The organism is Arenibacter sp. F26102 (genome assembly GCF_023015865.1).
Classification (GTDB): domain Bacteria; phylum Bacteroidota; class Bacteroidia; order Flavobacteriales; family Flavobacteriaceae; genus Arenibacter.
In genome coordinates this window covers 16,924-41,998 of the sequence record NZ_JALKBC010000006.1, presented here as the reverse complement: position 1 = coordinate 41,998, position 25,075 = coordinate 16,924, and the positions used below count along the sequence as shown (strand labels likewise).

General features: G+C 39.5%; 20 protein-coding genes. All 20 read left to right on the top strand.

Annotated features, from left to right (window positions below):
• The first annotated feature begins 151 nt into the window (after positions 1-151).
• The gene (gene ruvB, locus MWU78_RS10075; RefSeq protein WP_246997521.1) at positions 152-1,174 is read left to right on the top strand and encodes a Holliday junction branch migration DNA helicase RuvB; all 1,023 of its coding nucleotides are present in this window, start codon (positions 152-154) and stop codon (positions 1,172-1,174) included.
• A gap of 52 nt (positions 1,175-1,226) precedes the next feature.
• Positions 1,227-2,558 carry a cytochrome P450 gene (locus MWU78_RS10070; RefSeq protein WP_246997519.1) on the top strand — a complete coding sequence of 444 codons (1,332 nt, stop codon included), beginning with the start codon at positions 1,227-1,229 and terminating at the stop codon, positions 2,556-2,558.
• Between the two features lie 5 nt (positions 2,559-2,563).
• Complete coding sequence (gene queG / locus MWU78_RS10065; protein ID WP_246997517.1) at positions 2,564-3,484, top strand: tRNA epoxyqueuosine(34) reductase QueG; 921 nt, start codon at positions 2,564-2,566, stop codon at positions 3,482-3,484.
• A 191-nt stretch (positions 3,485-3,675) separates the two neighbouring features.
• The gene (locus tag MWU78_RS10060) at positions 3,676-5,970 is read left to right on the top strand and encodes an NADP-dependent malic enzyme (RefSeq protein ID WP_246997515.1); all 2,295 of its coding nucleotides are present in this window, start codon (positions 3,676-3,678) and stop codon (positions 5,968-5,970) included.
• A gap of 66 nt (positions 5,971-6,036) precedes the next feature.
• Entirely contained in the window at positions 6,037-6,618 is a 582-nt protein-coding gene (ruvA, locus tag MWU78_RS10055) for a Holliday junction branch migration protein RuvA (protein WP_103443094.1), read from the top strand.
• A gap of 5 nt (positions 6,619-6,623) precedes the next feature.
• Positions 6,624-13,805 carry a cell surface protein SprA gene (gene sprA / locus MWU78_RS10050; protein ID WP_246997514.1) on the top strand — a complete coding sequence of 2,394 codons (7,182 nt, stop codon included), beginning with the start codon at positions 6,624-6,626 and terminating at the stop codon, positions 13,803-13,805.
• Between the two features lie 124 nt (positions 13,806-13,929).
• Complete coding sequence (gene gcvH / locus MWU78_RS10045) at positions 13,930-14,310, top strand: glycine cleavage system protein GcvH (RefSeq protein WP_246997512.1); 381 nt, start codon at positions 13,930-13,932, stop codon at positions 14,308-14,310.
• 37 nt (positions 14,311-14,347) lie between these two features.
• Positions 14,348-14,704, top strand: a complete 357-nt coding sequence (locus MWU78_RS10040) for a VanZ family protein (protein ID WP_246997510.1) — start codon at positions 14,348-14,350, stop codon at positions 14,702-14,704.
• A 242-nt stretch (positions 14,705-14,946) separates the two neighbouring features.
• Positions 14,947-15,657 carry an energy transducer TonB gene (locus MWU78_RS10035; protein ID WP_246997508.1) on the top strand — a complete coding sequence of 237 codons (711 nt, stop codon included), beginning with the start codon at positions 14,947-14,949 and terminating at the stop codon, positions 15,655-15,657.
• Positions 15,658-15,884: 227 nt separating this feature from the next.
• Complete coding sequence (gene cyoE, locus MWU78_RS10030; RefSeq protein WP_246997505.1) at positions 15,885-16,784, top strand: heme o synthase; 900 nt, start codon at positions 15,885-15,887, stop codon at positions 16,782-16,784.
• Positions 16,785-16,789: 5 nt separating this feature from the next.
• Complete coding sequence (locus MWU78_RS10025) at positions 16,790-17,371, top strand: cytochrome c oxidase subunit 3 (RefSeq protein ID WP_246997503.1); 582 nt, start codon at positions 16,790-16,792, stop codon at positions 17,369-17,371.
• Positions 17,372-17,518: 147 nt separating this feature from the next.
• The gene (locus MWU78_RS10020) at positions 17,519-18,493 is read left to right on the top strand and encodes a cytochrome c oxidase subunit 3 (protein WP_246997500.1); all 975 of its coding nucleotides are present in this window, start codon (positions 17,519-17,521) and stop codon (positions 18,491-18,493) included.
• A 56-nt stretch (positions 18,494-18,549) separates the two neighbouring features.
• Complete coding sequence (locus tag MWU78_RS10015; protein ID WP_246997498.1) at positions 18,550-18,933, top strand: cytochrome C oxidase subunit IV family protein; 384 nt, start codon at positions 18,550-18,552, stop codon at positions 18,931-18,933.
• Positions 18,934-19,069: 136 nt separating this feature from the next.
• Positions 19,070-19,702, top strand: coding sequence for a hypothetical protein (locus MWU78_RS10010; protein WP_246997496.1), 633 nt, complete (start codon positions 19,070-19,072; stop codon positions 19,700-19,702).
• Complete coding sequence (locus MWU78_RS10005) at positions 19,702-20,430, top strand: SCO family protein (protein WP_246997494.1); 729 nt, start codon at positions 19,702-19,704, stop codon at positions 20,428-20,430. The genes MWU78_RS10010 and MWU78_RS10005 overlap by 1 nt, the downstream gene beginning before the upstream one ends.
• Complete coding sequence (locus tag MWU78_RS10000; protein WP_246997492.1) at positions 20,430-20,963, top strand: DUF420 domain-containing protein; 534 nt, start codon at positions 20,430-20,432, stop codon at positions 20,961-20,963. Before MWU78_RS10005 ends, MWU78_RS10000 begins: the two co-directional genes overlap by 1 nt.
• Complete coding sequence (locus MWU78_RS09995; protein ID WP_246997490.1) at positions 20,953-21,210, top strand: hypothetical protein; 258 nt, start codon at positions 20,953-20,955, stop codon at positions 21,208-21,210. Before MWU78_RS10000 ends, MWU78_RS09995 begins: the two co-directional genes overlap by 11 nt.
• Positions 21,211-21,298: 88 nt before the next feature.
• On the top strand, positions 21,299-22,546 hold the full coding sequence (locus tag MWU78_RS09990; protein ID WP_246997488.1) for an ABC transporter permease: 1,248 nt from the start codon (positions 21,299-21,301) through the stop codon (positions 22,544-22,546).
• Between the two features lie 28 nt (positions 22,547-22,574).
• On the top strand, positions 22,575-23,834 hold the full coding sequence (locus MWU78_RS09985; RefSeq protein WP_246997486.1) for an ABC transporter permease: 1,260 nt from the start codon (positions 22,575-22,577) through the stop codon (positions 23,832-23,834).
• A gap of 94 nt (positions 23,835-23,928) precedes the next feature.
• Positions 23,929-25,041: an efflux RND transporter periplasmic adaptor subunit gene (locus tag MWU78_RS09980; protein ID WP_246997484.1), complete on the top strand. Its 1,113-nt coding sequence runs from the start codon at positions 23,929-23,931 to the stop codon at positions 25,039-25,041.
• The last annotated feature ends 34 nt before the right edge of the window (positions 25,042-25,075 follow it).

Sequence of the window (25,075 nt, the reverse complement as noted above, 5' to 3'; positions counted from 1 at the left end):
ACTATGAATTTACATTATTTTTCATTCAATTTTCTTATACCCTATAGGATTATGAAAAATTTGGGAATCACTTTATAAGGAGGAAAAACCCATATTCTTATATTTGGTTTCCTTGAAGAACTATCCCAATTTCCATTATCTTTGTTGGAGTATGAATGAGAACCTAGATCCCACAGCCGAAAATTTATCGAACGAAGAATTTGATATTGAAAGAGCCTTGCGCCCCATTTCCTTTGATGATTTTACGGGACAAGAGCAAGTGCTGGAAAATCTAAAGATATTTGTTCAGGCGGCCAATTTGAGAGGAGAGGCCCTAGATCACACCTTGTTCCATGGGCCTCCTGGTCTAGGAAAGACGACCTTGGCCCATATCTTGGCCAATGAATTGGGGGTGGGGATTAAAATGACTTCAGGGCCAGTATTGGATAAACCTGGGGATTTGGCAGGATTGCTGACCAATTTGGATGAACGGGATGTGTTGTTTATTGATGAGATCCACAGATTGAGCCCCATTGTGGAGGAATATTTGTATTCTGCAATGGAGGATTATAAGATAGATATAATGATTGAATCCGGTCCCAATGCCAGATCGGTACAGATAAATTTGAATCCCTTTACTTTGATTGGGGCCACAACCCGCTCTGGTCTTTTAACGGCTCCCATGAGGGCTCGATTCGGAATACAGAGTAGATTGCAATATTATTCCACGGAACTGCTTTCAACTATTGTGGAAAGAAGTGCCGAAATTTTGAAAACGCCCATTACCCAACAAGCGGCCATTGAAATTGCCGGTAGAAGTAGGGGTACTCCTAGGATATGCAATGCGCTCTTAAGGAGGGTCCGCGATTTTGCCCAAATTAAAGGGAATGGAAAGATCGATATAGAAATTTCGCAATTTGGTCTTAAGGCATTAAATGTGGATGCTCATGGATTGGATGAAATGGACAACAAGATATTGACGACCATCATAGACAAGTTTAAAGGAGGACCTGTGGGGATAAGTACTTTGGCTACTGCTGTCTCTGAAAGTGCAGAAACTATAGAGGAGGTATATGAGCCTTTTTTAATCCAACAAGGATTTATAATGCGTACTCCTAGAGGTAGGGAAGTAACGGAATTGGCTTATAGGCACCTTGGAAGAATTAAAGGAAATATTCAGGGAGGTCTTTTTTGACCATGTTTAAGAACACTTAAAATATTGTTTCCTAAGACCTAACCCTTCCTACATGAAAAACTTGAAATTAGTATCCAGGTTCCAGGTCCTAAAAAATGCAAGGAGAATCTTAAAAAATCCTTTACCCTTTCATCATGAAAACTTTGAGGCAAATGGGGATAATTTTAAAGTGCAATTAAGTACAAAGGAAATAATTCTTTTTACAAGAAGCCCTGGATTAATAAAATACATACTCCAAAAACAGCACAAGAATTTTCAAAAATCCCCTCTCCAAACTGTGGATCTGGCCAAGTATATAGGTCACGGTATCCTTACCTCCAATGGAGAACATTGGCGCACGCACAGGAGAATGGTACAACCCGCCTTTCATAAGAAAAAACTCCATAATTTAATGGGGGTCATTAGAAATGCCGTACTTTCTGAACTTGAGCGCATTAATCCCAACAGTGAACAGGACGTTTTTCCGCTTATGGGAGACCTTGCGTTTCAGGTTGTGGCAAAGGCACTTTTTAGTAGTTCGGACATTAGGGAGAGGATGTCTCGACTTAAATATATTACCGAGGCCAATCAACGTATGTTGATCAAAGAAATGCGACAGCCTTATCTAAAATGGTGGTACAAACTTAATGGCAAAATAGACCGGCACTTAAAAATGTCCGAAGAAGGCAAGAGGCTGCTTTTGGAAATTATAGAAGAGCGAAGAAAATCCGGATTGGAAATAGATGATTTATTGGACATGCTGCTTAAGGCACAATATGAAGATGGCTCACCCATGGCCGACGGGCAATTGTTGGATGAAGTACTGATTCTTTTTACCGCAGGTCACGAAACTACAGCAAATGCACTTAGTTTTACCTTGTTTCTTTTGGCCAAACACCCGGCAATTCAGGATCAAGTTTACAAGGAAGTGTCCACGGTAAATCTGAATGACAATAATATTGATTTAATGCAAGGAGTGATGCAGCTTCAATTTGTTAAACAGTGTTTGGAGGAGGCGCTAAGATTATATCCGCCGGCCTACATCATTGATAGGATTGCTACGGAAGAAGAATCCTTCGATGGAATCGCACTTCCCAAGGATACCATGGTGCTAATGTCGATTTATGAATTGCATCGCTATGCCGATTATTGGGAAAGGCCTACCGAATTTATTCCCAGTCGTTTCAATGGTAAGGATAAAAGAGATCATAGTGAGTATTATTATCCGTTTGGAGCGGGCCCTAGAATGTGTGTAGGCAATAATTTTGCTATGTATGAAATGATCATTGCCATAGCTGAAATTGTTAAGAAGTACCAAATTTCCAGTTCCTTGGCAAACGTAGAGATCAATCCCTTGATTTCCCTTAAGCCAAAGTGCGTACCTTTACTATTTAAAGAACGTTAATTTTTTTGAATAACCGTTACAAACATACCCAGCTCATTAAAGCCGAAGCCAAACGCCTAGGTTTTTTGTCGTGCGGTATCTCCAAGGCAGAATTCTTGGAAGAGGAAGCCCCTAGGTTGGAAAATTGGCTAAATAAGAACATGAACGGGGAAATGGGTTATATGGAAAATCATTTCGATAAGCGTTTGGATCCTACAAAATTGGTGGAAGGGTCTAAATCCGTAATTTCCCTTCTTCTTAATTATTTTCCGAAAGAAACTCAAAAAGAAACCACCTTTAAACTGTCCAAATATGCTTACGGTCAGGATTACCATCATATTATTAAATCGAAATTAAAGGAACTTCAAGAATTCATTACCCAAGAGATAGGAGAGGTTAATGGCAGGGCTTTTGTAGATTCGGCTCCCGTTTTGGACAAGGCATGGGCTGCAAAGAGCGGATTGGGCTGGATCGGCAAACACAGTAATTTATTGACACAGCAAGTGGGGTCGTTTTATTTTATAGCAGAACTAATATTGGATTTAGATCTGGAATATGACCATAGGACAACAGATCACTGCGGTACCTGCACTGCCTGTATAGATGCCTGCCCTACCCAAGCTATCGTAGAGCCTTATGTTGTGGACGGAAGTAAATGCATTTCATATCTTACCATTGAATTAAAGAATGAAATCCCTACGGATTTCAAGGGTAAAATGGACGATTGGATGTTTGGTTGTGATGTGTGTCAGGATGTATGTCCTTGGAATCGCTTCTCCAAACCCCATCGAGAACCTTTGTTCGATCCCCATCCCGAATTACTTTCCATGACGAAAAAGGATTGGGAGGAAATTACGGAAGATGTATTTAAAAAGGTGTTCCAAAAATCTGCTGTAAAAAGGACCAAATTTTCTGGACTTAAAAGAAATATTGAATTTCTGAAGTAGGGAGATAGTTCGGCATTTTGAAACTTATTGATCTTGTAGGAGCCTATTCCGCATTAGGGTTGGCGGTTGGGGGAGTTCTGTGAAAAATGATCGGGAGTAAATTAAGGAGAAATAAAACTACTTGAGATTACCTTTTTTAATCCTATTATTTTAAAGAATACTGTTAACTTTGTTTTTCTAAATTAGACTATATGAGCAAGCAGAAGACCAGAAGGGAAGCTTTAGTATATCATGCCAAGCCTCAACCAGGTAAAATAAAAATAGTACCTACCAAACCTTATGCAACGCAAAGGGATTTAGGTCTTGCTTATTCTCCAGGAGTGGCAGAGCCCTGCTTGGAAATTGCCAAGAACAAGGATAACGTGTATAAGTATACGGCCAAAGGCAATATAGTAGCGGTAATTTCCAATGGAACTGCCGTACTTGGTTTGGGGAATATTGGTCCTGAGGCTTCCAAACCCGTGATGGAGGGGAAGTGTCTGTTGTTCAAAATTTTCGCGGACATTGATGGTATTGATATTGAATTGGATACTACCGATGTTGAAAAATTCATAGAAACGGTAAAGATAATAGCCCCAACCTTCGGAGGTATTAATTTGGAAGACATAAAAGCTCCTGAAGCCTTTGAAATAGAAAGACGGTTAAAAGAGGAATTGGATATTCCGGTAATGCATGACGATCAGCACGGAACAGCTATAATATCGGCCGCTGCCCTTTTGAACGCGCTAGTGCTTACCAAGAAAAAAATAAGCAAAGTCCGTATTGTAGTCAGTGGTGCTGGTGCTGCCGCAGTTTCATGCACACGGCTGTACAAGGCATTTGGGGCAAGCGAAAAAAATATAGTAATGTTGGATAGTAAAGGGGTGATCCGCAGTGATCGCGAAAGCCTATCCGCAGAAAAATTGGAGTTCGCCACGGATAGGAAAATTGATACCTTGGAAGAGGCGATGAAAGATGCCGACGTTTTTATTGGTCTTTCTGTGAAGGATATCGTTTCAGCAGAAATGTTATTGTCCATGGCTAAAGATCCCATTGTGTTTGCCATGGCCAATCCCGATCCAGAAGTTGATTATAATCTGGCCATAAAAACCAGAAAGGACATAATTATGGCCACCGGTAGATCTGATCATCCTAATCAGGTAAACAATGTTTTAGGATTTCCGTTTATATTTAGGGGGGCCTTGGATGTTAGGGCCACAAAAATTAACGAAGCTATGAAAATGGCGGCAGTTAAGGCATTGGCGGATCTTACCAAGGAGCCTGTTCCGGAGCAGGTGAATATTGCGTACGGACAAACTAGATTGACCTTTGGACGGGACTACATAATACCTAAGCCTTTTGATCCCAGGTTAATTTCTGAAATTCCTCCAGCGGTGGCCAAAGCCGCAATGGAAAGTGGAGTGGCCAAAATGCCTATTGACGATTGGGACAAATATAAGGAGGAACTGCTTCAGCGTTCTGGTAACGATAATAAGATTGTGCGTTTGTTGCACGATCGTGCCCGAATGAACCCTAAGAAAATTGTCTATGCCGAGGCAGATCATTTGGACGTTCTCAAAGCGGCTCAAATTGCCCATGAAGAAGGGATTGCAACGCCAATTTTATTGGGAAATAAAGCGGTGATCGCTGAATTGATGAAGGAACTCGAATTCGATGCAGATATTCTTGTCGTTGATACTCATGCCGATGAAGCCAATGATAAAAGAAATCATTATGCCGCCAAGTATTTTGAAAATAGACAGCGAAGCGGGGTTAGTCTGTTCGGGGCTCGGGCAAAAATGAAGGAACGCAACTATTTTGCGGCAATGATGGTCTTGGAAGGAGATGCGGATGGAATGATTTCTGGATATTCCAGAGCTTACCCAACCGTGGTAAAACCAGTATTCGAGGTAATAGGAAGAGCGGCCAACGTTAAAAAAGTGTCTACCGTAAACATTATGATTACAGAAAGGGGCCCGTTATTTTTGGCGGACACCTCTCTCAATATAGATCCCAATGCGGAGGAAATTGCAGAAATTGCAAAAATGACGGCAAATGTGGCTACCACCTTTGGTTTTAGCCCTGTTATGGCCTTGTTGTCCTATGCCAATTTTGGGTCTTCTACCGATCCTAGAGCCACAAAAGTTAGGGAAGCGGTGAAAATATTGCACTCTTCAAATCCCGAATTGGTGGTAGACGGTGAACTACAGATCGATTTTGCATTGAATAAGGACTTGCACCAAGGGAAATTCCCCTTTTCCAAATTATCGGGCAAAAAAGTGAATACCTTAATTTTCCCAAATTTGGAATCGGCAAACATTACCTATAAGTTGTTGAAAGAATTGAACCAAGCAGATTCCATTGGGCCAATAATGGTAGGTTTAAGACGGTCCGTGCACATCCTTCAATTGGGGGCCAGTGTGGACGAGATGGTCAATATGACCGCTGTTGCCGTTATAGATGCCCAGGAAAGGGAGAAAAGGAAAATAGCAAAAACCCGAAAGTAGAATAATTATATAAATCTCAATTTTCAATAAGTTCCGAAAACTGAACCCTGAAACCAGAAATAAATAATGATTACCCATTTAAAAGGAAAACTTGTTGAAAAAAATCCTACCCATATTGTAATCGAGTGTGCAGGTGTTGGGTATTTTGTAAATATTTCGTTGCATACATTTTCTAAAATTGGGGATTCAGAAAATATACAACTGTATACCCATCTCCAGGTAAAAGAGGATTCCCATACCTTGTTTGGTTTTTCGGAGAAGTCCGAGCGCGAGATATTTAGATTGTTGTTATCAGTTTCTGGAATAGGCTCGAGCACTGCCAGAACCATGTTGTCTTCCTTATCTCCCGGACAGATCAGGGATGCCATTGCTACCGGTGATGTGCCAACCATTCAAGGGATTAAGGGTATTGGTGCCAAAACGGCACAGCGAGTAATTTTGGACCTTAAGGACAAGGTTTTAAAAGTCTACGATATTGATGAACTTTCCGCCCCGTCAAACAATACAAATAAAGATGAAGCGTTATCTGCATTAGAGGTTCTTGGATTTGTTCGCAAACAAGCTGAAAAAGTTGTGGACAAGGTAGTTGGCCAAGACCCTGGACTAAGCGTAGAGGACATTATTAAATTTGCGCTTAAAAATTTATAACAAGTTTGAAAAAAGGGGCAAAAATTTATCTTAAATCATTATTTAAGCTTACTATCCTATTCTTTGTTTTCGTGGGCGCAACGGAATTTTCCTTTGCACAGGAAACAGAGGCGGAAGATACTAACGAGCAGGAAATAGACACGCTTCAAACCGGTGTTGCCTTGGGGAAACTGAAAATGGAAAACCCTGACAGCATTGTTTCCAAATATACTTATGACCCCACCCTGGACAGATATATTTATACTGTAAGTGTCGGCGATTTTGACATTAGCTATCCCGTTATCCTTACTCCGGCCCAATACTTGGAACTCGTACGCCGTGAAGGCATGAAATCATATTTTAAGGAAAAAATTGATGCCTTTTCTGGGAAAAAGGAAGGTAGTGAAGAGGCTCGTAAAAATTTATTGCCCAACTTTTATGTAAACAATAGCTTTTTTGAAAGTGTTTTCGGAGGTAATACTATAGAGGTAATTCCTCAGGGTTCTGTGGCAATGGACCTAGGCGTTATTTGGCAAAAGAATGATAATCCTTCCTTGTCGCCTAGAAACCGCACCAATCTTTCTTTTGATTTTGACCAACGTATTAGCCTAAGTATGTTGGGTAAAATAGGGGAGCGGCTTCAGGTTACTGCCAACTACGATACCGAGGCAACCTTCGATTTTCAGAATTTGGTAAAATTGGACTATACCCCTTCTGAGGATGATATACTTCAAAAAATAGAAGTCGGTAATGTTAGTATGCCCCTTAACAGTTCCTTGATTACCGGGGCACAGAGTCTTTTTGGGGTGAAAACTGAATTGCAATTCGGCAAGACCAGGGTTACTGCAGTCTTTTCGGAACAAAGGTCACAGAGCAATACCGTAGTTGCACAAGGTGGGGGTACTGTTAACGACTTTGAACTTCGGGCCCAGGATTACGATGAGGACAAACACTTTTTTCTAGCACACTACTTTAGGGATAATTATGATGCGGCCCTTGTAAATTACCCATATATAAGGAGTCAGGTCCAAATTACCAGATTGGAGGTTTGGGTGACCAACAGAAGTCAGCAAACTTTAAATGTTAGAAATGTTGTAGCCATCCAAGATTTGGGGGAGGTACAACCGGGAAAGACCAGAATTGGACAAAACAACGGGGATCCTGCCGGATTCTTTAATAATTCATCCGCTGGTAATTTACCCAGAAACGGTGCCAATGATTACGATCCTTTGTTAATAAGCTCAGGAGGAGCCCTAACAAGTAATATTCGCGATATAGCCACTGTTCAAACTGGATTTAATGTTCCGGGATATACTGTAAATCAAGGGTTTGATTATGCTATTTTGGAAAATGCCAGAAAACTGGAACAGGGACGTGATTTTAACTTCAATACCCAATTGGGGTATATTTCCTTAAACCAAAGGTTAAGTAATGATGAGGTTTTAGGGGTTGCATTTCAATATACATTCAACGGTGAGGTCTATCAGGTGGGAGAGTTCGCCAATGGTGGATTGGATGCCACAACCGTATCCCCAGGTGCTGAAATTCCGGTAAACAATAATACCTTAATACTTAAATTGCTTAAGAGCAATATTACCAATGTTGTTGATCCTATCTGGGACCTGATGATGAAGAATATTTATTCCACTGGGGCTTATCAATTAAGTCAGGAGGATTTTAAATTAAACATTTTATATACAGAGACCACTCCTAGAAATTATATTACACCTGCGGAATCCGGAGTTGGTTCTGGTTGGCCCACCACACCGAAGCCTTTGGAGGAAAGGATTCTGTTGGATGTGTTTAACTTGGATAGGTTAAATGCTTATAACGATCTCCAGAATGGAGGGGATGGCTTTTTTGATTATGTGGAAGGTATAACCATAGACTCGCAGACAGGAAGTATAATATTTACAAAGGTGGAGCCATTCGGGGAATACCTGTTTAATCTCTTGGGGGGCGGTACCTATGACGTGGACAATGATCAAGGTTATAATGCCAATCAACAGAAGTACGTATTTAGGAATATGTACGCTCTACCTACGGCGGCGGCACAACAGGATGCGGATAAAAATAAATTCATTCTAAAAGGTACCTATAAGTCGCAGGGAACCAATGGTATTCCTATAGGCGCCTTTAATGTGCCAAGAGGATCGGTAAGGGTTACGGCTGGTGGTCGACAGTTGCAGGAAGGCATAGACTATACCGTAAACTATCAATCCGGTACAGTTCAAATATTGGATCCAAGTTTGGAAGCTTCCAACACTCCCATCAATATTTCTGTTGAAAATAATGCTGTTTTTGGACAGCAAACAAGGCGATTTACAGGAGTAAATGTAGAACATCAATTCAATAAGAACTTTGTGTTGGGTGGTACTATGTTGAATCTGAACGAGAAACCCTTGACCCAGAAGTCCAATTATGGAATTGAACCGGTGAACAATACGATATTGGGATTGAATAGTAATTTCTCTACCGAAGTTCCTTTTCTTACCAGATTGGCCAATAAATTACCAAATATAGATACCGATGTACCTTCCAATTTATCGGTGAGGGGCGAAGTTGCCTTTTTAAGTCCAGGGTCACCGAAAAATGCAGATTTTGAGGGGGAGACCACTACCTATTTGGACGATTTTGAGGGAGCACAATCGCTAATAGATATCCGCTCCTTCCTTGGGTGGTCCATGGCTAGTCCGCCCTTGGAATACATGACGGGCAGCAACGGTTTGGAATCTGGATATGGCAGGGCTAAAATGGCATGGTATACAGTGGATCCCATTTTTTATTCCAATCAGCGACCATCTGCACTGAGTGATGATGATATATCCACAAACGAAACTAGAAGGATCTATATACAGGATGTTTTTAACCAGGATGTTGCCCAAGGCCAGACTTTGGCACAAAACACCTTGGATATTGCATACTATCCAAATTCAAAAGGGCCGTACAATGCAAACCCTAATTTTACAGCGGAACAGCCGCAGGATAAATGGGCAGGGATAATGAGGTCTTTAAGTAGTACCAATTTTGAACAGTCCAACGTGGAATATGTTCAGTTTTGGGTATTGGATCCCTATGTGGATGGCATAACAACAAGTTCAGGTGATTTGGTGATTAATCTAGGAAATATCTCAGAGGATATTCTGCCCGATGGAAGGAAGCAGTATGAAAACGGTTTACCTGTAAATCCAGTTTCCAATGATCTTACCTATAAAACAAATTGGGGTAAGGTTCCAGCAACCCAGTCCCTAGTGTATGCCTTTGATGCTGATCAGGATAACAGAGGGTTACAGGATGTTGGTTTCGACGGTTTAAGTGATGCCGATGAGGCGACCTATACTTTTGAGGGAGGAATAACCTACAATGGTCCAGCTGAGGATCCCGCTCTGGATAATTATGAGTATTTCCTGAACAGGGAAGGGAGTATTTTGGAACGATATTTAAATTATAATAATCCGGATGGTAACTCTCCAGTACAATTGAGCGATTCCAATAGAGGGTCCACTACCTTGCCCGATGTAGAGGATATAGATAGGGATGGAACCATGAATACGGTAAACAGTTATTTTGAATATCGTATAAATATTAAACCTGGGACTACTATTAATGATAAATATGTAACGGACATAAAGGAAGGAGTTACCAGGTCTTTGCCTAATGGTAATACCTTGAACGAGCGTTGGATTCAGTACAAGATCCCTTTATCCGATTTTACGGATGCTAAGGGAGGGATAACCGATTTTAGGTCCATAAGCTTTATGAGGATGTACCTTACAGGGTTTTCCAGTAATGTAGTGATGCGTTTTGCTACTTTGGATTTGGTGCGTGGAGATTGGCGTACTTATACCAAATCTTTACAACCAGATGTAGACGGCGACCCAACGGATGATGGTACTTTGGTGGATGTGAACGCCGTTAATATTGAAGAAAATGCGAACCGAACTCCAATTCCGTATGTATTACCTCCAGGAGTGCAGCGCGAAAGACTGAACAATAACAATACTATTATTAGACAGAATGAGCAGTCGTTGTCGTTTGTGGTCGAGAATTTGGAGCCTCGTGATTCCAGAGGGGTCTTTAAAAATTTGAATATTGATATTAGGCAGTATAAACGTTTAAAAATGTTTATGCATGCCGAAGAGATTGTAGAAACCGATTATGCCAACGATGAGACTCCTTTGGTAGGCTTTATAAGAATTGGTTCGGATTTTTCCCAAAATTTTTATCAGATAGAGTTGCCCTTGCAGTTAACACCTTACGGCACCAGTTCGGACAGCGAAATTTGGCCGGATGTAAATGAATTGGATCTTTCGTTGGACGATTTGTCCAAAGTGAAATCTGCCGGAATCGCATCTCAGACCCTTAGCACAATTTATTATTATGAAATAAATAATGGGGAAGTGGTTCAAGTAGATGAATTTGATCCCAGAACCCTTGGCAAATTGCGTATCGGTATTCGTGGAAACCCTTCTTTGGGTAGTATTCGAAGTATGATGGTAGGGGTGAAGAACGATGACAATCTTCCGGCAAGGGGAGAGGTCTGGTTTAATGAATTGCGACTTGCAGGATTGGATAATAACGGGGGGTGGGCAGCGATAGCGGCAATGGATATGAACATGGCAGATTTTGCAAGTGTATCCGCAACAGGTAGTAAAAGTACTTCCGGATTTGGTGCTATTGATCAAATGCCTAATGAAAGGGCACGTGAAGATGCCATTTCCTATGATGTGGTCACTAATGTGAATATTGGCCAATTGTTTCCTAAAAAATGGGGTTTACAATTACCATTTAATTACGGCATTTCCGAGCAGGTGATAACTCCGGAATTTGATCCAGTCTATGATGATCTTAAATTGGAAGATCGTATAGCCGCTGCGGAAACCCCCGAAGATGCCGAGGCAATTAGGCAGCAGGGAGAAGATTATACCAAGAGAACCAGTATAAACTTCATTGGGGTAAGAAAGGATAGAGGGGAGGAAGCCGAAGCTAATTTTTATGACATTGAAAACTTCACCTTCAATTACTCCTATAACGAGGTGAACCATAGGGACTTTGAAATAGATGAATTAAAGGATCAAAATGTGGTGACCGGATTTGTGTACAACCACAATTTTAGACCTGCTCCAGTGGAGCCTTTTGCTAAAAAAGATTCCTTGTTCACCGGTAAGTATTGGAAATGGCTGAAAGATTTAAATTTGAATGTTTTGCCTGCCAGTATATCGTTACAATCCAATATAAACCGTTCTTTTAATCAACAAAAGTTTAGGGATGTTTTTGAGCCTGGGGTGGAAAAATTGGATTTGCCATTTCTGCAGCAAAGAAACTATCTTTTTAATTGGCAGTACGCCATTAATTATAGCTTAACAAAATCCTTACGCTTAAATCTTACCGCTTCGAACAATAATATTGTAAGGAATTATTTTTCGGAAGATGGGAATTCGGACTCCGAAATCAATCAGGCCCTGGGATTGTGGGATGGATTTTTTGATTTGGGAGAACCCAATAGACATTCTCAGGAGATGCAATTGAATTACGAATTGCCTTTAAACAAAATACCTGCTTTCGATTTTATAAATGCCCAATACACTTATACCAGTAATTTTGACTGGCAAAGGGGCGGGGATGCCTTGAACGAAGTGGCCGGTGAGGATATAAACACGGTACAGAATGCCAGTACACATAATTTAACGGCCTCCTTGACCATGCAAAAATTCTATGATTTTCTAGGATTGGGCAGAAAGGATACCAAAGGTGCTGCTAAGAAACCGGTCCGTTTGGACAAAGGGGGAAACGCAGCATCAAAAGAAGATAGTAAAGAGACTCAAAAATCGACCAGTGCCGGGTATAATGCATTTGTGGATGTGTTGACAATGGTGAAGCGGGTAAATGTCACTTATAGTCAAAATAGTGGTAAGGTATTGCCTGGATATACTAGATCTGTCGGTTTTATAGGTACCGCAAAACCAACCATAGGATTTGTTTTTGGTAGTCAGGCCGATGTTAGATATGAGGCGGCCCGAAACGGATGGCTGACCACTTATCCGGAATTTAACCAACAATATATTCAGAATACCAATAAGCAGTTAAATATAACGGCAACGGCACAGCCCACTGGGGATTTAACTATAGACCTTGTGGCCGATAGACAAATGTCCGAAAGTTATCAGGAGACTTTTAACGTGGAGGATTTGGGCGATAATTCATATGAATATATGAATCTGTTAGGGAATAACTATGGCAATTTTAGTATTTCAACGTTAATGATAGGAACTATTTTTAACAAGAGTGATGAATTTAGTTCCGGTACTTTTGAAACCTTCAAGCAAAATCGGATTACGGTAGCCAATAGGATTGTTGCAGAAAGAAACCATGACACCGGTGAGGTGGATGAGGATGGCTTTCCGGAAAGATACAGTAAGACAAGTCAGGACGTTCTATTGCCCGCATTTTTTGCAGCTTATACAGGGAAGGACCCCAATAAGGTAAGTTTGGACGCTTTTAGAAATATTCCAATTCCCAATTGGAACATTAAATATACCGGATTAATGCGCAATCCTTGGTTTAAGAAAAAATTCAAGCGTTTTTCCCTAAGTCACGGATATAGGTCGGCCTATAGTATAAATTCGTATCAGACCAATTTGACCCGTACACAATTGATCAATGATGGCATGGAGCCAATAAACTCCGAAAACCAGGATTTTTTACCGGTCAACATAATGAACAACGTGGTGCTTACGGATCAGTTTAACCCATTGGTGAGGGTAGATTTTGAAATGCGAAACTCCCTAAGTGTGCTCGCCGAGATTAGAACGGATAGGGCATTATCCTTGAGTTTTGACAATAGTTTAATGACAGAGATAAATGGTAAGGAATACACCGTGGGATTGGGGTATCGTTTTAAGGATGTGAAATTTGTTACCAATATAGGCGGTGAACAGCAGCGTCTAAAAGGGGATTTAAATCTTAAAGCGGATGTAACCCTTAGGGATAATATTACCATTATAAGAAACTTGGACATAGATAACAATCAAATTACTTCTGGACAAAATTTAATGTCCATGAAATTTGTTGCCGATTATGCCTTGAGCAAAAGTTTAAACGCCCTGTTTTTTTACGATCATTCGTTTTCCAAATTTGCTGTTTCAACGGCATTTCCACAAACTTCCATAAATACTGGTTTTACCTTAAGGTATAATTTCGGAAACTAGTCTTGTCAAGAAAAGAAAAGGTGCTTAAAAGGATGATGCTTTTAAGTATGTGGAAAAGTTTAAATAAGTTGTTTGATTAACAAAAGATATTCTTTTACATTTGTCTCCTTAACAAATTGAGATAATGAATATACCTTCAGATTTAAAGTACACAAAAGACCATGAATGGGTCAGAATAGAGGGCGATACCGCTATAGTGGGAATTACAGATTTTGCCCAAGGCGAACTAGGGGATATTGTTTATGTGGAAGTAGAGACCTTGGATGAATCCTTGGATAAAGATGAGGTTTTTGGAACCGTTGAGGCCGTAAAAACTGTTTCTGATCTTTTTCTTCCTTTAAGTGGGGAAATAGTAGCTTTTAATGAAGGACTTGAGGATGAGCCGGAAAAGGTGAATACTGATCCTTATGGGGCAGGTTGGATCATTAAAATTAAAATAAGTGATTCGTCCGAAATAGAGAGCTTGCTTACCGATGCGGCTTACAAAGAACTCGTGGGTGTTTAAAAAATATTTTTTCACTATAATATTTATAAGCTGGGTTGTGTTCATTACACTGCTCAGCTTATTATCTTTTGAAGAAGAAAGTATTCCTTCAATAGCTATTCCCCATTTCGACAAACTAGTGCATTTTTCTTTTTATTTTGGGTTTACCGTTTTAGGATGTTTGTCCTTTCGAGAAATAGATAGGAGAAAAGTTCCCTTGGGAAAAGCATTGGCAAAAATAATTATTTACGCGGTCCTTTATGGTATAGTTATTGAGGTATTGCAAGGTGTGGCTACGATTGATAGAAATCCCGATTTGTTGGATGTATTGGCAAATAGCTCTGGGGCATTGTTTGGGGGTTTTGCAGTAAAGTTTATGTTCTCTGGAAAAACTTCTTTAAAGTGGTTGAAATAACATTTTTTTGAGTAATTTGGTGAGTATTCCAATATAAAGGGTGTAACTTTCTGGTTCTTAGTCAAGTGTAATTGGAGATATGTGGAATCCACATTGTGGCCATGATCGGAGCCTGTAGTAACAAATGAAAGTGAGGATTGGAACCCAAGGCCCTGTTTAAATTTATTTGTACTTTTTTTAACAAAAAGTTTTAAACAGATAAAATAAATATATAAATTAGCGAACATTAAAAATTAAGAATTATGGAACTTAAAAAGAATCCTAAGGCAGATTTAACAAGAAATAGCGGACTTTATTTCGTTATTGGTCTTGTGTTGGTTATGCTGTTGACGTACATAGCTTTTGAATGGAAGACCTATGACGATGATAACAATTTTGATTATACCATGAATGTGGAGGATACTTTGGACGAAGAAGTTCCTATGACCGAGCAAATTAAGACACCACCACCACCACCACCACCAGCTGCCCCCGAGATTATCGAGGTTGTTGAGGATGAGGAGGAAGTTGAGGAAACTGTAATCGAATCTACTGAAACTAGCCAGGAGGAAGAAGTGATTGAAGTTGCCGATGTTGAGGTTGAAGAGATTGAGGAAGATATAGATGTTCCTTTTGCGGTTATCGAGGATGTTCCAATTTTCCCAGGATGTGAAAACGAGCCAAAAAATAAGTTAAGGGATTGTTTTAACTCAATGATGCAGAAGCATATTGGTAAAAACTTCCGTTATCCAGAAATTGCCCAAGAAATGGGAGTTCAAGGAAGGGTTAACGTAATGTTCGTTATCCAAAAGGATGGAAGTATCGGGAACGTGAGGATGAGAGGTCCGGATAAAAACTTGGAAGAAGAGGCTGCAAGGATTATTGGTAAATTGCCTAAGATGACTCCAGGAAAACAAAGAGGTAGAGCTGTTCGTGTACCATTTAGTATTCCAATTACCTTTAAATTACAATAGTAGAATAGAAATCATCACTATATTTAAAATCCCGAGCCTTGGCTCGGGATTTTTTTTGTTCCATAATTTGTGCCCAATTATTTCAATGTATGGGTAATGTAAATTCTCGGACGATATGTTTTATTTGGAATTAATGCTACTTTGAAGGTTAATTCATATAAACATGTTTATTTGGTTGCAAAAAATTCCAATGAGGTGTATCTTTGCGATCCCTTTAAAAAATGTAAATGAAAACGGCAGTCAGTTCGGTAAAAAGTACCTCTTTAGCGGTATATTTTGCTGACTTTAAAGAAATTACCAAAGCAAGGCTAGCAGTCAGTGTAGTTTTTTCTTCCATAGCAGGGTATTTTCTTGGTGCTGTTGAAATTAATTTTCTATCGGTTCTGCTTTTGGCTTTTGGGGGATATTGCATGGTGGGTGCCTCCAATGCCTATAATCAAATTATAGAAAAAGACTTGGATGCCTTAATGAGTCGTACCAAGAATAGACCTATACCGGCCGGTAGAATGTCTGTTGGAACGGCTATGGCCATTGCAGTGCTGATGACAATTTTGGGAATAGTTGCTTTGTATTTCCTGAATCCCAAGACCGCTATGTTCGGAGCGATCTCCATCTTTTTGTACACAAGTGTATATACGCCATTAAAAACAATTACCCCCTTAGCTGTCTTTGTTGGTGCTTTTCCAGGTGCCATTCCCTTTATGTTGGGGTGGGTAGCGGCTACAGATAATTTTGGGGTAGAGCCGGGGACATTGTTTATGATACAGTTTTTTTGGCAGTTTCCACATTTCTGGGCCTTGGGTTGGATGTTGGATGAGGATTATAAAAAAGGAGGTTTTAAAATGCTTCCCACTGGTAAAAAGGATAAGGGCACAGCTTTACAGATAATTATGTATACCATATGGATGATAATCATTTCAGTGATTCCTGTATTTGGTTTTACAGGTAGATTGCAATTATCTATTGTTGCAGCGGTAATCATCTTTTTAATGGGAACGGTTATGCTGTTCTTTGCTTTTAGATTATATGAAAAAAGGGATAATGTTTCCGCAAGGAAATTAATGTTGGCTAGTGTAAGTTATATCACCTTGATGCAGGTGGTGTACGTAATGGATAAATTTATTTAATAAGGATGGACTTAACTCAGGGTACAGGAAAAGAAAAGAACGATAGGGCGAAAAAGATGATGCTCTGGTTCGGAATTGTTAGCCTGCTTATGGGGTTTGCAGGTTGGACCAGTGCCTATATAGTTAGTAGTTCTAGGGAAGATTGGGTCAAGGATTTGGCTTTGCCATCTTCATTTTTGGTAAGTACTATAGTTATAATTATAAGCAGTATAACTTATATTTTGGCCAAAAAAGCCATCAAGCAGGATAAGGTTAAGCAGTGTACCAATTGGTTGTTGTTGACTTTGGGCTTGGGAATTGCATTTGTAATACTTCAATTTAATGGATTTTCCCAGATGGTGGCCAATGGGTACTATTTTACCGGTCCTACAAGCAATATTAAAATGTCCTATGTTTTCTTAATAGCGGCAGTGCATATTGTGCATGTTGTTGCCGGGCTTATTTCTCTTTTGGTAGTTATTGCCAATCATTTGCGGAATAAGTATTCTTCCAAGGAAATGCTTGGCTTGGAACTTGGAGCTACATTTTGGCATTTTTTGGATATTCTTTGGGTTTATTTAATTCTATTCATGTATTTCGTAAACTAAATCAGGCCTATTTCTTTGGTTATTAGAAGGTAATATGGGCATGCTTATTTAGAATGGGTTTTTTTTGCCATTTTTAAAAGGCAAAAATTTTGTTTAGCCGAAAAAAATGTAAATTTGTGAAAATTTTATTAACGCTATAATTGTTATATGGATTCTACGATTACTACGGGTACAGAAGAAAATGTCTGGGGTGGGGGAAATCAACCTCTAGGTGCTAGTTACGGAAAGTTGATGATGTGGTTTTTTCTTGTCTCGGATGCTTTGACCTTTTCTGGCTTTCTTGCTGCATACGGTTTTTCGAGATTTAAGTTTATAGAAACTTGGCCAATTGCCGATGAGGTGTTTACGCACGTTCCGTTTTTTCATGGGAATTATCCTATGTATTACGTGGCATTCATGACCTTTATTCTGATAATGTCATCGGTGACTATGGTATTGGCCGTTGATGCTGGACATAAATTACAAAAGACAAAGGTAATCTGGTTCATGTTCCTTACCATAATTGGGGGAGCTATATTCGTAGGTTCACAAGCTTGGGAATGGGCAACCTTTATAAAGGGCGATTTTGGTGCTTTGGAAACCAAAGGTGGTAGAATATTGCAATTTGTTAGTGCGGATTCAGGAGAACGTCTGGCTATACGCGATTTTGCAGAAACATTGCCTAGTGAAAGGGTGGATCATGAAAAGAAGAACGGAATTTGGTATTATCAAGGAGAATCCCTTCCAAGTTATTCCTTAAATGAGATAGTGGAAGGTGTAAAATCCGATTCGAATGTTTTAATACGTACCGAATTAATAAATGAAGATGGCCATAAAACTGTTTTGACAAGGGATGAAACCTTGAAAAAACTAAATGATGCTACTCTGGTAGTGGAAGGAGCCAATCTTGTGCGCAATGAATATGGCAGTAGGTTGTTTGCCGATTTCTTTTTCTTTATTACTGGATTTCACGGTTTTCACGTTTTTTCCGGTGTTATTATCAACTGTATTATCTTTTTTAATGTTATTCTTGGGACTTATGAGAGAAGGGGACATTATGAAATGGTGGAAAAAGTTGGGTTGTACTGGCACTTTGTAGATTTAGTATGGGTATTTGTATTTACCTTCTTCTACTTGGTGTAGTTTACTGTGAATTATTATTTATCATTAAAAGAATACATTAAAAAATATAATTAGAAATGGCACACGAACATAAACTGGAAATATTTAGAGGTCTGTTGAAGTTTAAGTCCAACACCCAAAAAATATGGGGCGTATTAATATTCCTTACTTTGGTCACTGTAGTTGAAGTGGGATTGGGGATTGCAAAGCCTGAGGCATTGACTCATTCATATTTCTTGGGAATGAAAGTTTTAAACTGGATCTTCATCATATTAACATTGGTTAAGGCCTATTATATTGCTTGGGACTTTATGCACCTTAGGGACGAGAAGAGTTCTTTGAGAAGAGCCATTGTATGGACCCCTATATTCCTGGTGGCCTATCTTATTTTTATCCTTCTCTTTGAGGCAGATTATATATACCACGTTTACACTGACGGTTTTGTTAAGTGGAACTTCTAACGAATAATTAACAGCTTAAAAAGACGGTATAACAACCGTCTTTTTTATTTTTGTAGCAATTCAGTTTATACGGATTTTACAGGGGAGAAATATGTTTTTTGACCAAACTGTAAATTTGGAAGCTAATATATTTTAGATGAAGAAAGCAATAGTACTGATAACCCTATTTGTCCTGCCCATAGTAATCTACCTTTTTTTTGCTACAGGTATTACAAATTTTGGTAAGTTGGCAACTTTGACCGAGAATGTCTCGGAATTGGATTTTGCCCCAAACAATGTATCCTTGGAAGGTAAGATTACGGTACTCGGATTTCTTGGGAAGGATGTGGAAAGCAAAAAAGGCAATGCCTTTAACTTGAACCAAAAAATTTACAAACGCTTTAATGAGTTCCACGATTTTCAATTTGTCATGATCATGCCCAAAGGTACGGAGCAGGGCGTGGAGGAATTGAAAAAGGAGTTGGAACAATTGGCGGATGTTGGTAAATGGAAATTTGTTTTTGGGACTGAAAACGAAATTCATCAAATGTTCAATAGTCTAAAGACAAACCTAAGTTTGGACAACGAACTTGGTACACCCTATGTTTTTATTATCGATAAGAAAAGGGTTTTAAGGGGAAGGGATGATGATGCGGATGACGGCATTAAATATGGATTTGATACCTCCTCGGTATCGGACCTAAACAATAAGATGGAGGATGATGTGAAGATTATATTGGCCGAATATCGTATGGCCCTAAAAAAGAATAGTGCTGATAGGATAAAGTAATGCAAAAGAATAAATACTCTTATGTTTGGGTTTCATTGGTAATCCTGGTTTTTGGAATCATCTTTATTCCTAGAATTATTGACCGGGTGCAAGGTGGACATGTGGTGGAAAATGATAGGTTGAACCTTAGGGGTGCTAATGAGAAATTGGCATTTGTGGAAATGAACGGGGAAAAACGAAAAGTACCCCCTTTTGCCTTTATCGACCAAGATAGCCTACTGATCACCAATGATGATTACAAGGGCAAGGTTTATCTTGTGGAATTCTTTTTCACGACCTGCCCAACCATTTGCCCAATAATGAACAAAAATTTGGTACAGATTCAGAAGGAATTTAAAGGTATAGACAATCTTGGGGTGGCTTCGTTTACAATAAACCCGGATTATGATACGCCGGAAGTATTAAAGGAATATGCCGAAGAATATGGTATATCCAATATGGACTGGCATTTGTTAACAGGGAACCTAAACGACATTTATACCTTGGCCAATACTGGATTTAGTATTTTTGCAGCTGAAGTTCCGGCTGCGGAAGGTGGCTTTGAACATGCGGGCCTTTTTGCTTTGGTAGACAAAAATGGTTATATACGCTCTAGGGTAGATAGCTTTGGAAATCCAATCGTATACTATCGGGGAACCATTACCGAGGAAGAAGGTGAAAATGATCATGGGGAAAAGGAGCAAATATCAATTCTGAAAGAGGATATTAAAAAATTATTGGAAGAATAATGGATACAATTGCGTTAAAGGAGAAAAAGTTCAATAAGATTATCAATCTGGTATCCGTTGTAATACCAATAGTGGTTGCCATACTATTTGGGGTGAAACTACCAAACGTGGAGCCTTTGAGCTTTTTGCCGCCAATTTATGCCTCTGTAAATGGTTTTACCGCCATTTTATTGATTATTGCTGTCATTGCTGTTAAAAACGGAAAATTGGAGCTGCATCAAAAACTAATGAGCGGCTGTATTTTATTGTCCTTGGCCTTTTTAGTTATGTATGTTGCCTATCATATGACTTCTGATTCTACCTCATTTGGAGGGGAAGGTGTTGTTAAGTATATTTATTTCTTTATTTTGATTACCCATATTATTCTTTCCATTGTAATTATACCCTTAGTCCTGCGCACCTATGCAAAGGCATACCTTAAGAATTATGAGGCGCATAGGAAACTTGCAAAAATTACCTTTCCGTTGTGGTTGTATGTCGCAGTTACCGGAGTAGTGGTCTATTTAATGATATCTCCCTATTATGTACACTAAATCATCTTCTAGTTCAGGACGCGATAATTTTAAAATTAAATACCTGGTATTGGTTTTAACGTTGTCATTTCTGTTGTTTCCAAATTTTTCGGAAGCCCAATGTGCCATGTGCAGGGCGGTCTTGGAGAGCGAAGGGAGTGAGGCTGCTGCAAAGGGTATCAATAATGGTATTGTGTATCTTATGGCTGTTCCATACCTGTTGGTGGCCGGTTTGTTCTTCTTTATATACAAAAAGATGAAAGCCTAAAACAACTTCAATTTTAACATTTAATTAAAATAATAACTGTAACAATTTCATTGTACAAGGGTCTTATTCAATAAACATCATAAGTCCTATGTTCGATATTGAGAGATGGCAGGAAATTTTTGATGCCATACGGAAAAATAAACTCCGTACTTTTCTTACGGGCTTTTCCGTAGCCTCGGGAATTTTTATTTTGGTTATTCTATTGGGTTTTGGCCAGGGCATGCAAAATGGTATTGCCAAAGAATTTGAAAGCGATGCGAGCAATAGGATCGGTGTATGGACCCAAGTAACTACACAGGAATACAAGGGGTTGAATCCTGGTAGGCCCATTCAACTGAAAAATAATAACTACCAATCCATCAATTCCAATTTTGCTGGCGATTTGGAACATAAATCCCCTTTTTTTAGGTTGAGAAATGTAACGGTGGATTATAATAATGAATCGGGGTCCTATTCAGTTGAGGGTGTGTCGCCACTATTCCAAAACATTGAAAATCAATTTATTTCACAGGGTCGCTATTTAAATTATGGAGATCAAGAAGGTGTGGCCAAGGTCGTTATGATTAGTAATAAGATCAAACGGGAACTGCTGAAAGGGGAGGAAGATCCCATAGGTTCATTTTTGAAAATATCAGGTATTAATTTTCAGATAGTTGGGGTGTACGGGGATAAGGGAGGTGATAGGGAAGAAGATCGACTCTTTATCCCAATAAGTACGGCGCAACGTGTTTTTAATGGGAGCGATAATTTAAATATGATGTTCTTTACCTTAAAGCCATCCGGCAATTTTGAAGAAACACTTGCAAAGTCCATAAAATTCACTGAAGACATCAAGTCGTACCTAAAGGTGGCGCACACTGTGGCACCTACCGATCCGAGCGCCGTAAATACCTTTAATACTTTGGAAGGTGTAAAGCGATTCCAAAATTTAACGGGAGGAATAAAATTCTTTTTTTGGTTTGTAGGTATATGTACCATAGTGGCCGGGGTGGTCGGAGTTAGTAATATAATGATGATTATTGTAAAGGAAAGAACCCGGGAAATCGGGGTGAGGAAGGCCTTGGGGGCAAGACCATGGACCATTGTGGGCATGATATTGCACGAGGCAATATTTGTGACCAGTGTTGCCGGATTTGCGGGACTGATCTTTAGCATGGGACTTCTGGAATTTGTGGGGCCGTCTCTTCAGGTTGATTATGTATTAAATCCTTCCATCAATTTCAGCGTGGCCATCAGCACAGTTTTTCTATTGATAATTGCTGGTGCCATAGCGGGGTTTTTTCCTGCTTGGCGGGCCTCTACCATAAGGCCCATTGAGGCGCTGAGGGATGAATAAGGTAATCATTTTAAAGATATAGTGTAATATGCTCAATAAAGACCGGTGGAGAGAGATATTGGAAGTTTTGACCAGCAACTGGTTTAGGACGCTTCTAACCGCATTTGGTGTTTTTTGGGGTATATTGATATTGATTGTCCTGTTGGCTGCAGGTAAGGGGTTGGAAAACGGCATACGATCAAATTTTGGTGACATCGCTACCAATACAATGTTTATGTGGACTCAGGGTACCTCTATGGCCTACAAAGGTTTGCCAAAGGGAAGGCGCTTTTATTTTAAATTGGAGGATGTGGCAGCTATAAAGCAAAATGTGCCCAATCTGAGATTCGTTTCCCCAAGAAATCAATTGGGTGGATTTAATGGAGTTAATAATGTGGTACGTGGAATAAAAACAGGGGCCTTCAATGTCTATGGGGATTATCCGGATATCATCAATCAGGATCCCATGGGCATTACTTCGGGTAGATTCATAAATGAGTTGGATATAGGGGAGAAACGGAAAGTGGCTGTTATTGGTGAAGGTGTCAGAGCAAGTTTGTATGATGTTGGAGAAGAGGTGATAGGTACCTATATTAAAATTCAAGGTGTAAATTTTATGGTTATTGGAACCTATAAAAAGAATTCCAATGATGGGAATGCCGAAGAGATCCAAAAAGAAATTTTTATTCCCTTTACCTCCTTTTCACTGGCCTTTAACCAGGGTAATAATGTAGGTTGGATGGCGATTACCGCAAATGATAATTCCTCTATAACCCAATTAAAGGAACAAATTTTTGCTGTAGTTCGGGAAAATCAAAAAATTCATCCCCAAGATCTACGGGCAGTAGGTCATTTTGACTTATTCGAAGAGTTCAACAAAGTACTGGGGCTATTCATGGCCATGCGTTATATTGCTTATTTTGTTGGTGTTTTGGTGTTACTGTCCGGTGTAATCGGTGTAAGTAATATTATGCTGATCGTGGTCAAGGAACGGACCAAGGAGATTGGGATACGAAGGGCATTGGGAGAAAATCCTTGGTCCATAAAGCTTCAAATTATAATGGAATCTATTTTTTTGACCATGATTTCAGGGATGGCCGGGATTAGCTTTGGAGCCTTGGTCATTTTCATTATTAATTATTTTTTGGAAACCAATGGACCGGTAGAAATGTTTCTAAATCCCAGTGTTGGCCTAGGCGTAGTACTTACGGCTTTAATTATTTTGGTCGTTTCAGGCTTGTTGGCCGGATTTATACCAGCCCAAAGTGCTATTAAGGTTAAGCCTATTGAGGCTCTAAGAATGGAATAGTTGTCTTTGTATTATCAGGGCGCTGTTTTTTGGAAAATAAAGAACGATATAAAAAGAAGTGAATCAATCAATCAATCAAAAACAAATCATAAAAATGAAAAAGTCAGTTACTGTTGTAATATTAACGTTTATTGTTTTTAGCTGCTGTGGAGCTTTGTATTATCTATATCAAAAGAATGCCGAGGATCCTGTGGTTTACGAAACCGAAAAGCCATCCACCCAAACAATAATAAAGAAAACAGTGGCCACCGGTAGTATTTTACCTTTGGAGGAGGTGTTGATAAAACCCAATATTTCTGGGGTTATTGAAGAGGTTTTTGTAGAAGGGGGCGATTATGTTGAGTCAGGCGATTTACTCGCCAAAATCAAGGTTGTCCCCAATTTATCGGCTTTGAACGAGGCCAAGAACACCATAGAGGAGGCTAAAATTTCATTAGATGACCAAAAGCGCAATTTGGAACGGCAAAGAACCTTGTTTGACAAGGGTGTAATTTCCAAAGTAGATTTGGAAAAGGCAGAAGTTTCCTTTGACCAGGCCAAACAATCCTATGTTGCCGCCAATAAACGCTTCGATATTGTAAAAACCGGGACAACCAAAGGTTACGGCAATGAGGCAAACACTTTGATCAGGGCCACTGTAAGTGGAATGGTTTTGGAAGTGCCGGTAGAGGTTGGGAATCAGGTTATAGAATCAAATAATTTTAATGAGGGTACTACTATTGCAGCTATTGCCGATGTGGATAAGATGATTTTTGAGGGAAAGGTAGACGAGTCGGAAGTAGGCAAGATAAAGGAAAACTTGCCCTTGGAAATTACTGTTGGAGCCATTGAGAATGCCGTTTTTGATGCTGTTTTGGACTATATTGCCCCTAAGGGGAAGGTGGAAAATGGGGCTATTCAATTTGAAATTAAAGGTACTTTAAAAAAGCGCGATTCCATTTTTATTAGAGCGGGGCTCAGTGCCAATGCTTCCATAATATTGGCCAGGGCAGATAGTGTTTTGGCGGTAAAGGAAGCCTTGATTCAATTTGACCCGGTAACCAAAAAACCCTTTGTGGAAATTGCTATAAGTGCTCAGAAATTTGAACGACGGGAAATTCAGTTGGGAGTAAGTGATGGAATATATGTCCAAATTTTAAATGGTATTAAGCCAGATGAGGAAATAAAAATTTGGAACGAAATAAAACCTGGCGCCTTGGGCGTCTAATGCACTTTAACACAGCTTTAACACATTGTAATGT

Excerpts from the sequence above, each read along its gene's own strand:
- ruvB (WP_246997521.1), top strand. The coding sequence starts at position 152 with ATGAATGAGAACCTAGATCCCACAGCCGAAAATTTATCGAACGAAGAA.
- MWU78_RS10070 (WP_246997519.1), top strand. The coding sequence starts at position 1,227 with ATGAAAAACTTGAAATTAGTATCCAGGTTCCAGGTCCTAAAAAATGCA.
- MWU78_RS10060 (WP_246997515.1), top strand. The coding sequence starts at position 3,676 with ATGAGCAAGCAGAAGACCAGAAGGGAAGCTTTAGTATATCATGCCAAG.
- ruvA (WP_103443094.1), top strand. The coding sequence starts at position 6,037 with ATGATTACCCATTTAAAAGGAAAACTTGTTGAAAAAAATCCTACCCAT.
- gcvH (WP_246997512.1), top strand. The coding sequence starts at position 13,930 with ATGAATATACCTTCAGATTTAAAGTACACAAAAGACCATGAATGGGTC.
- MWU78_RS10035 (WP_246997508.1), top strand. The coding sequence starts at position 14,947 with ATGGAACTTAAAAAGAATCCTAAGGCAGATTTAACAAGAAATAGCGGA.
- cyoE (WP_246997505.1), top strand. The coding sequence starts at position 15,885 with ATGAAAACGGCAGTCAGTTCGGTAAAAAGTACCTCTTTAGCGGTATAT.
- MWU78_RS10025 (WP_246997503.1), top strand. The coding sequence starts at position 16,790 with ATGGACTTAACTCAGGGTACAGGAAAAGAAAAGAACGATAGGGCGAAA.
- MWU78_RS10020 (WP_246997500.1), top strand. The coding sequence starts at position 17,519 with ATGGATTCTACGATTACTACGGGTACAGAAGAAAATGTCTGGGGTGGG.
- MWU78_RS10015 (WP_246997498.1), top strand. The coding sequence starts at position 18,550 with ATGGCACACGAACATAAACTGGAAATATTTAGAGGTCTGTTGAAGTTT.
- MWU78_RS10010 (WP_246997496.1), top strand. The coding sequence starts at position 19,070 with ATGAAGAAAGCAATAGTACTGATAACCCTATTTGTCCTGCCCATAGTA.
- MWU78_RS10005 (WP_246997494.1), top strand. The coding sequence starts at position 19,702 with ATGCAAAAGAATAAATACTCTTATGTTTGGGTTTCATTGGTAATCCTG.
- MWU78_RS10000 (WP_246997492.1), top strand. The coding sequence starts at position 20,430 with ATGGATACAATTGCGTTAAAGGAGAAAAAGTTCAATAAGATTATCAAT.
- MWU78_RS09995 (WP_246997490.1), top strand. The coding sequence starts at position 20,953 with ATGTACACTAAATCATCTTCTAGTTCAGGACGCGATAATTTTAAAATT.
- MWU78_RS09990 (WP_246997488.1), top strand. The coding sequence starts at position 21,299 with ATGTTCGATATTGAGAGATGGCAGGAAATTTTTGATGCCATACGGAAA.
- MWU78_RS09985 (WP_246997486.1), top strand. The coding sequence starts at position 22,575 with ATGCTCAATAAAGACCGGTGGAGAGAGATATTGGAAGTTTTGACCAGC.
- MWU78_RS09980 (WP_246997484.1), top strand. The coding sequence starts at position 23,929 with ATGAAAAAGTCAGTTACTGTTGTAATATTAACGTTTATTGTTTTTAGC.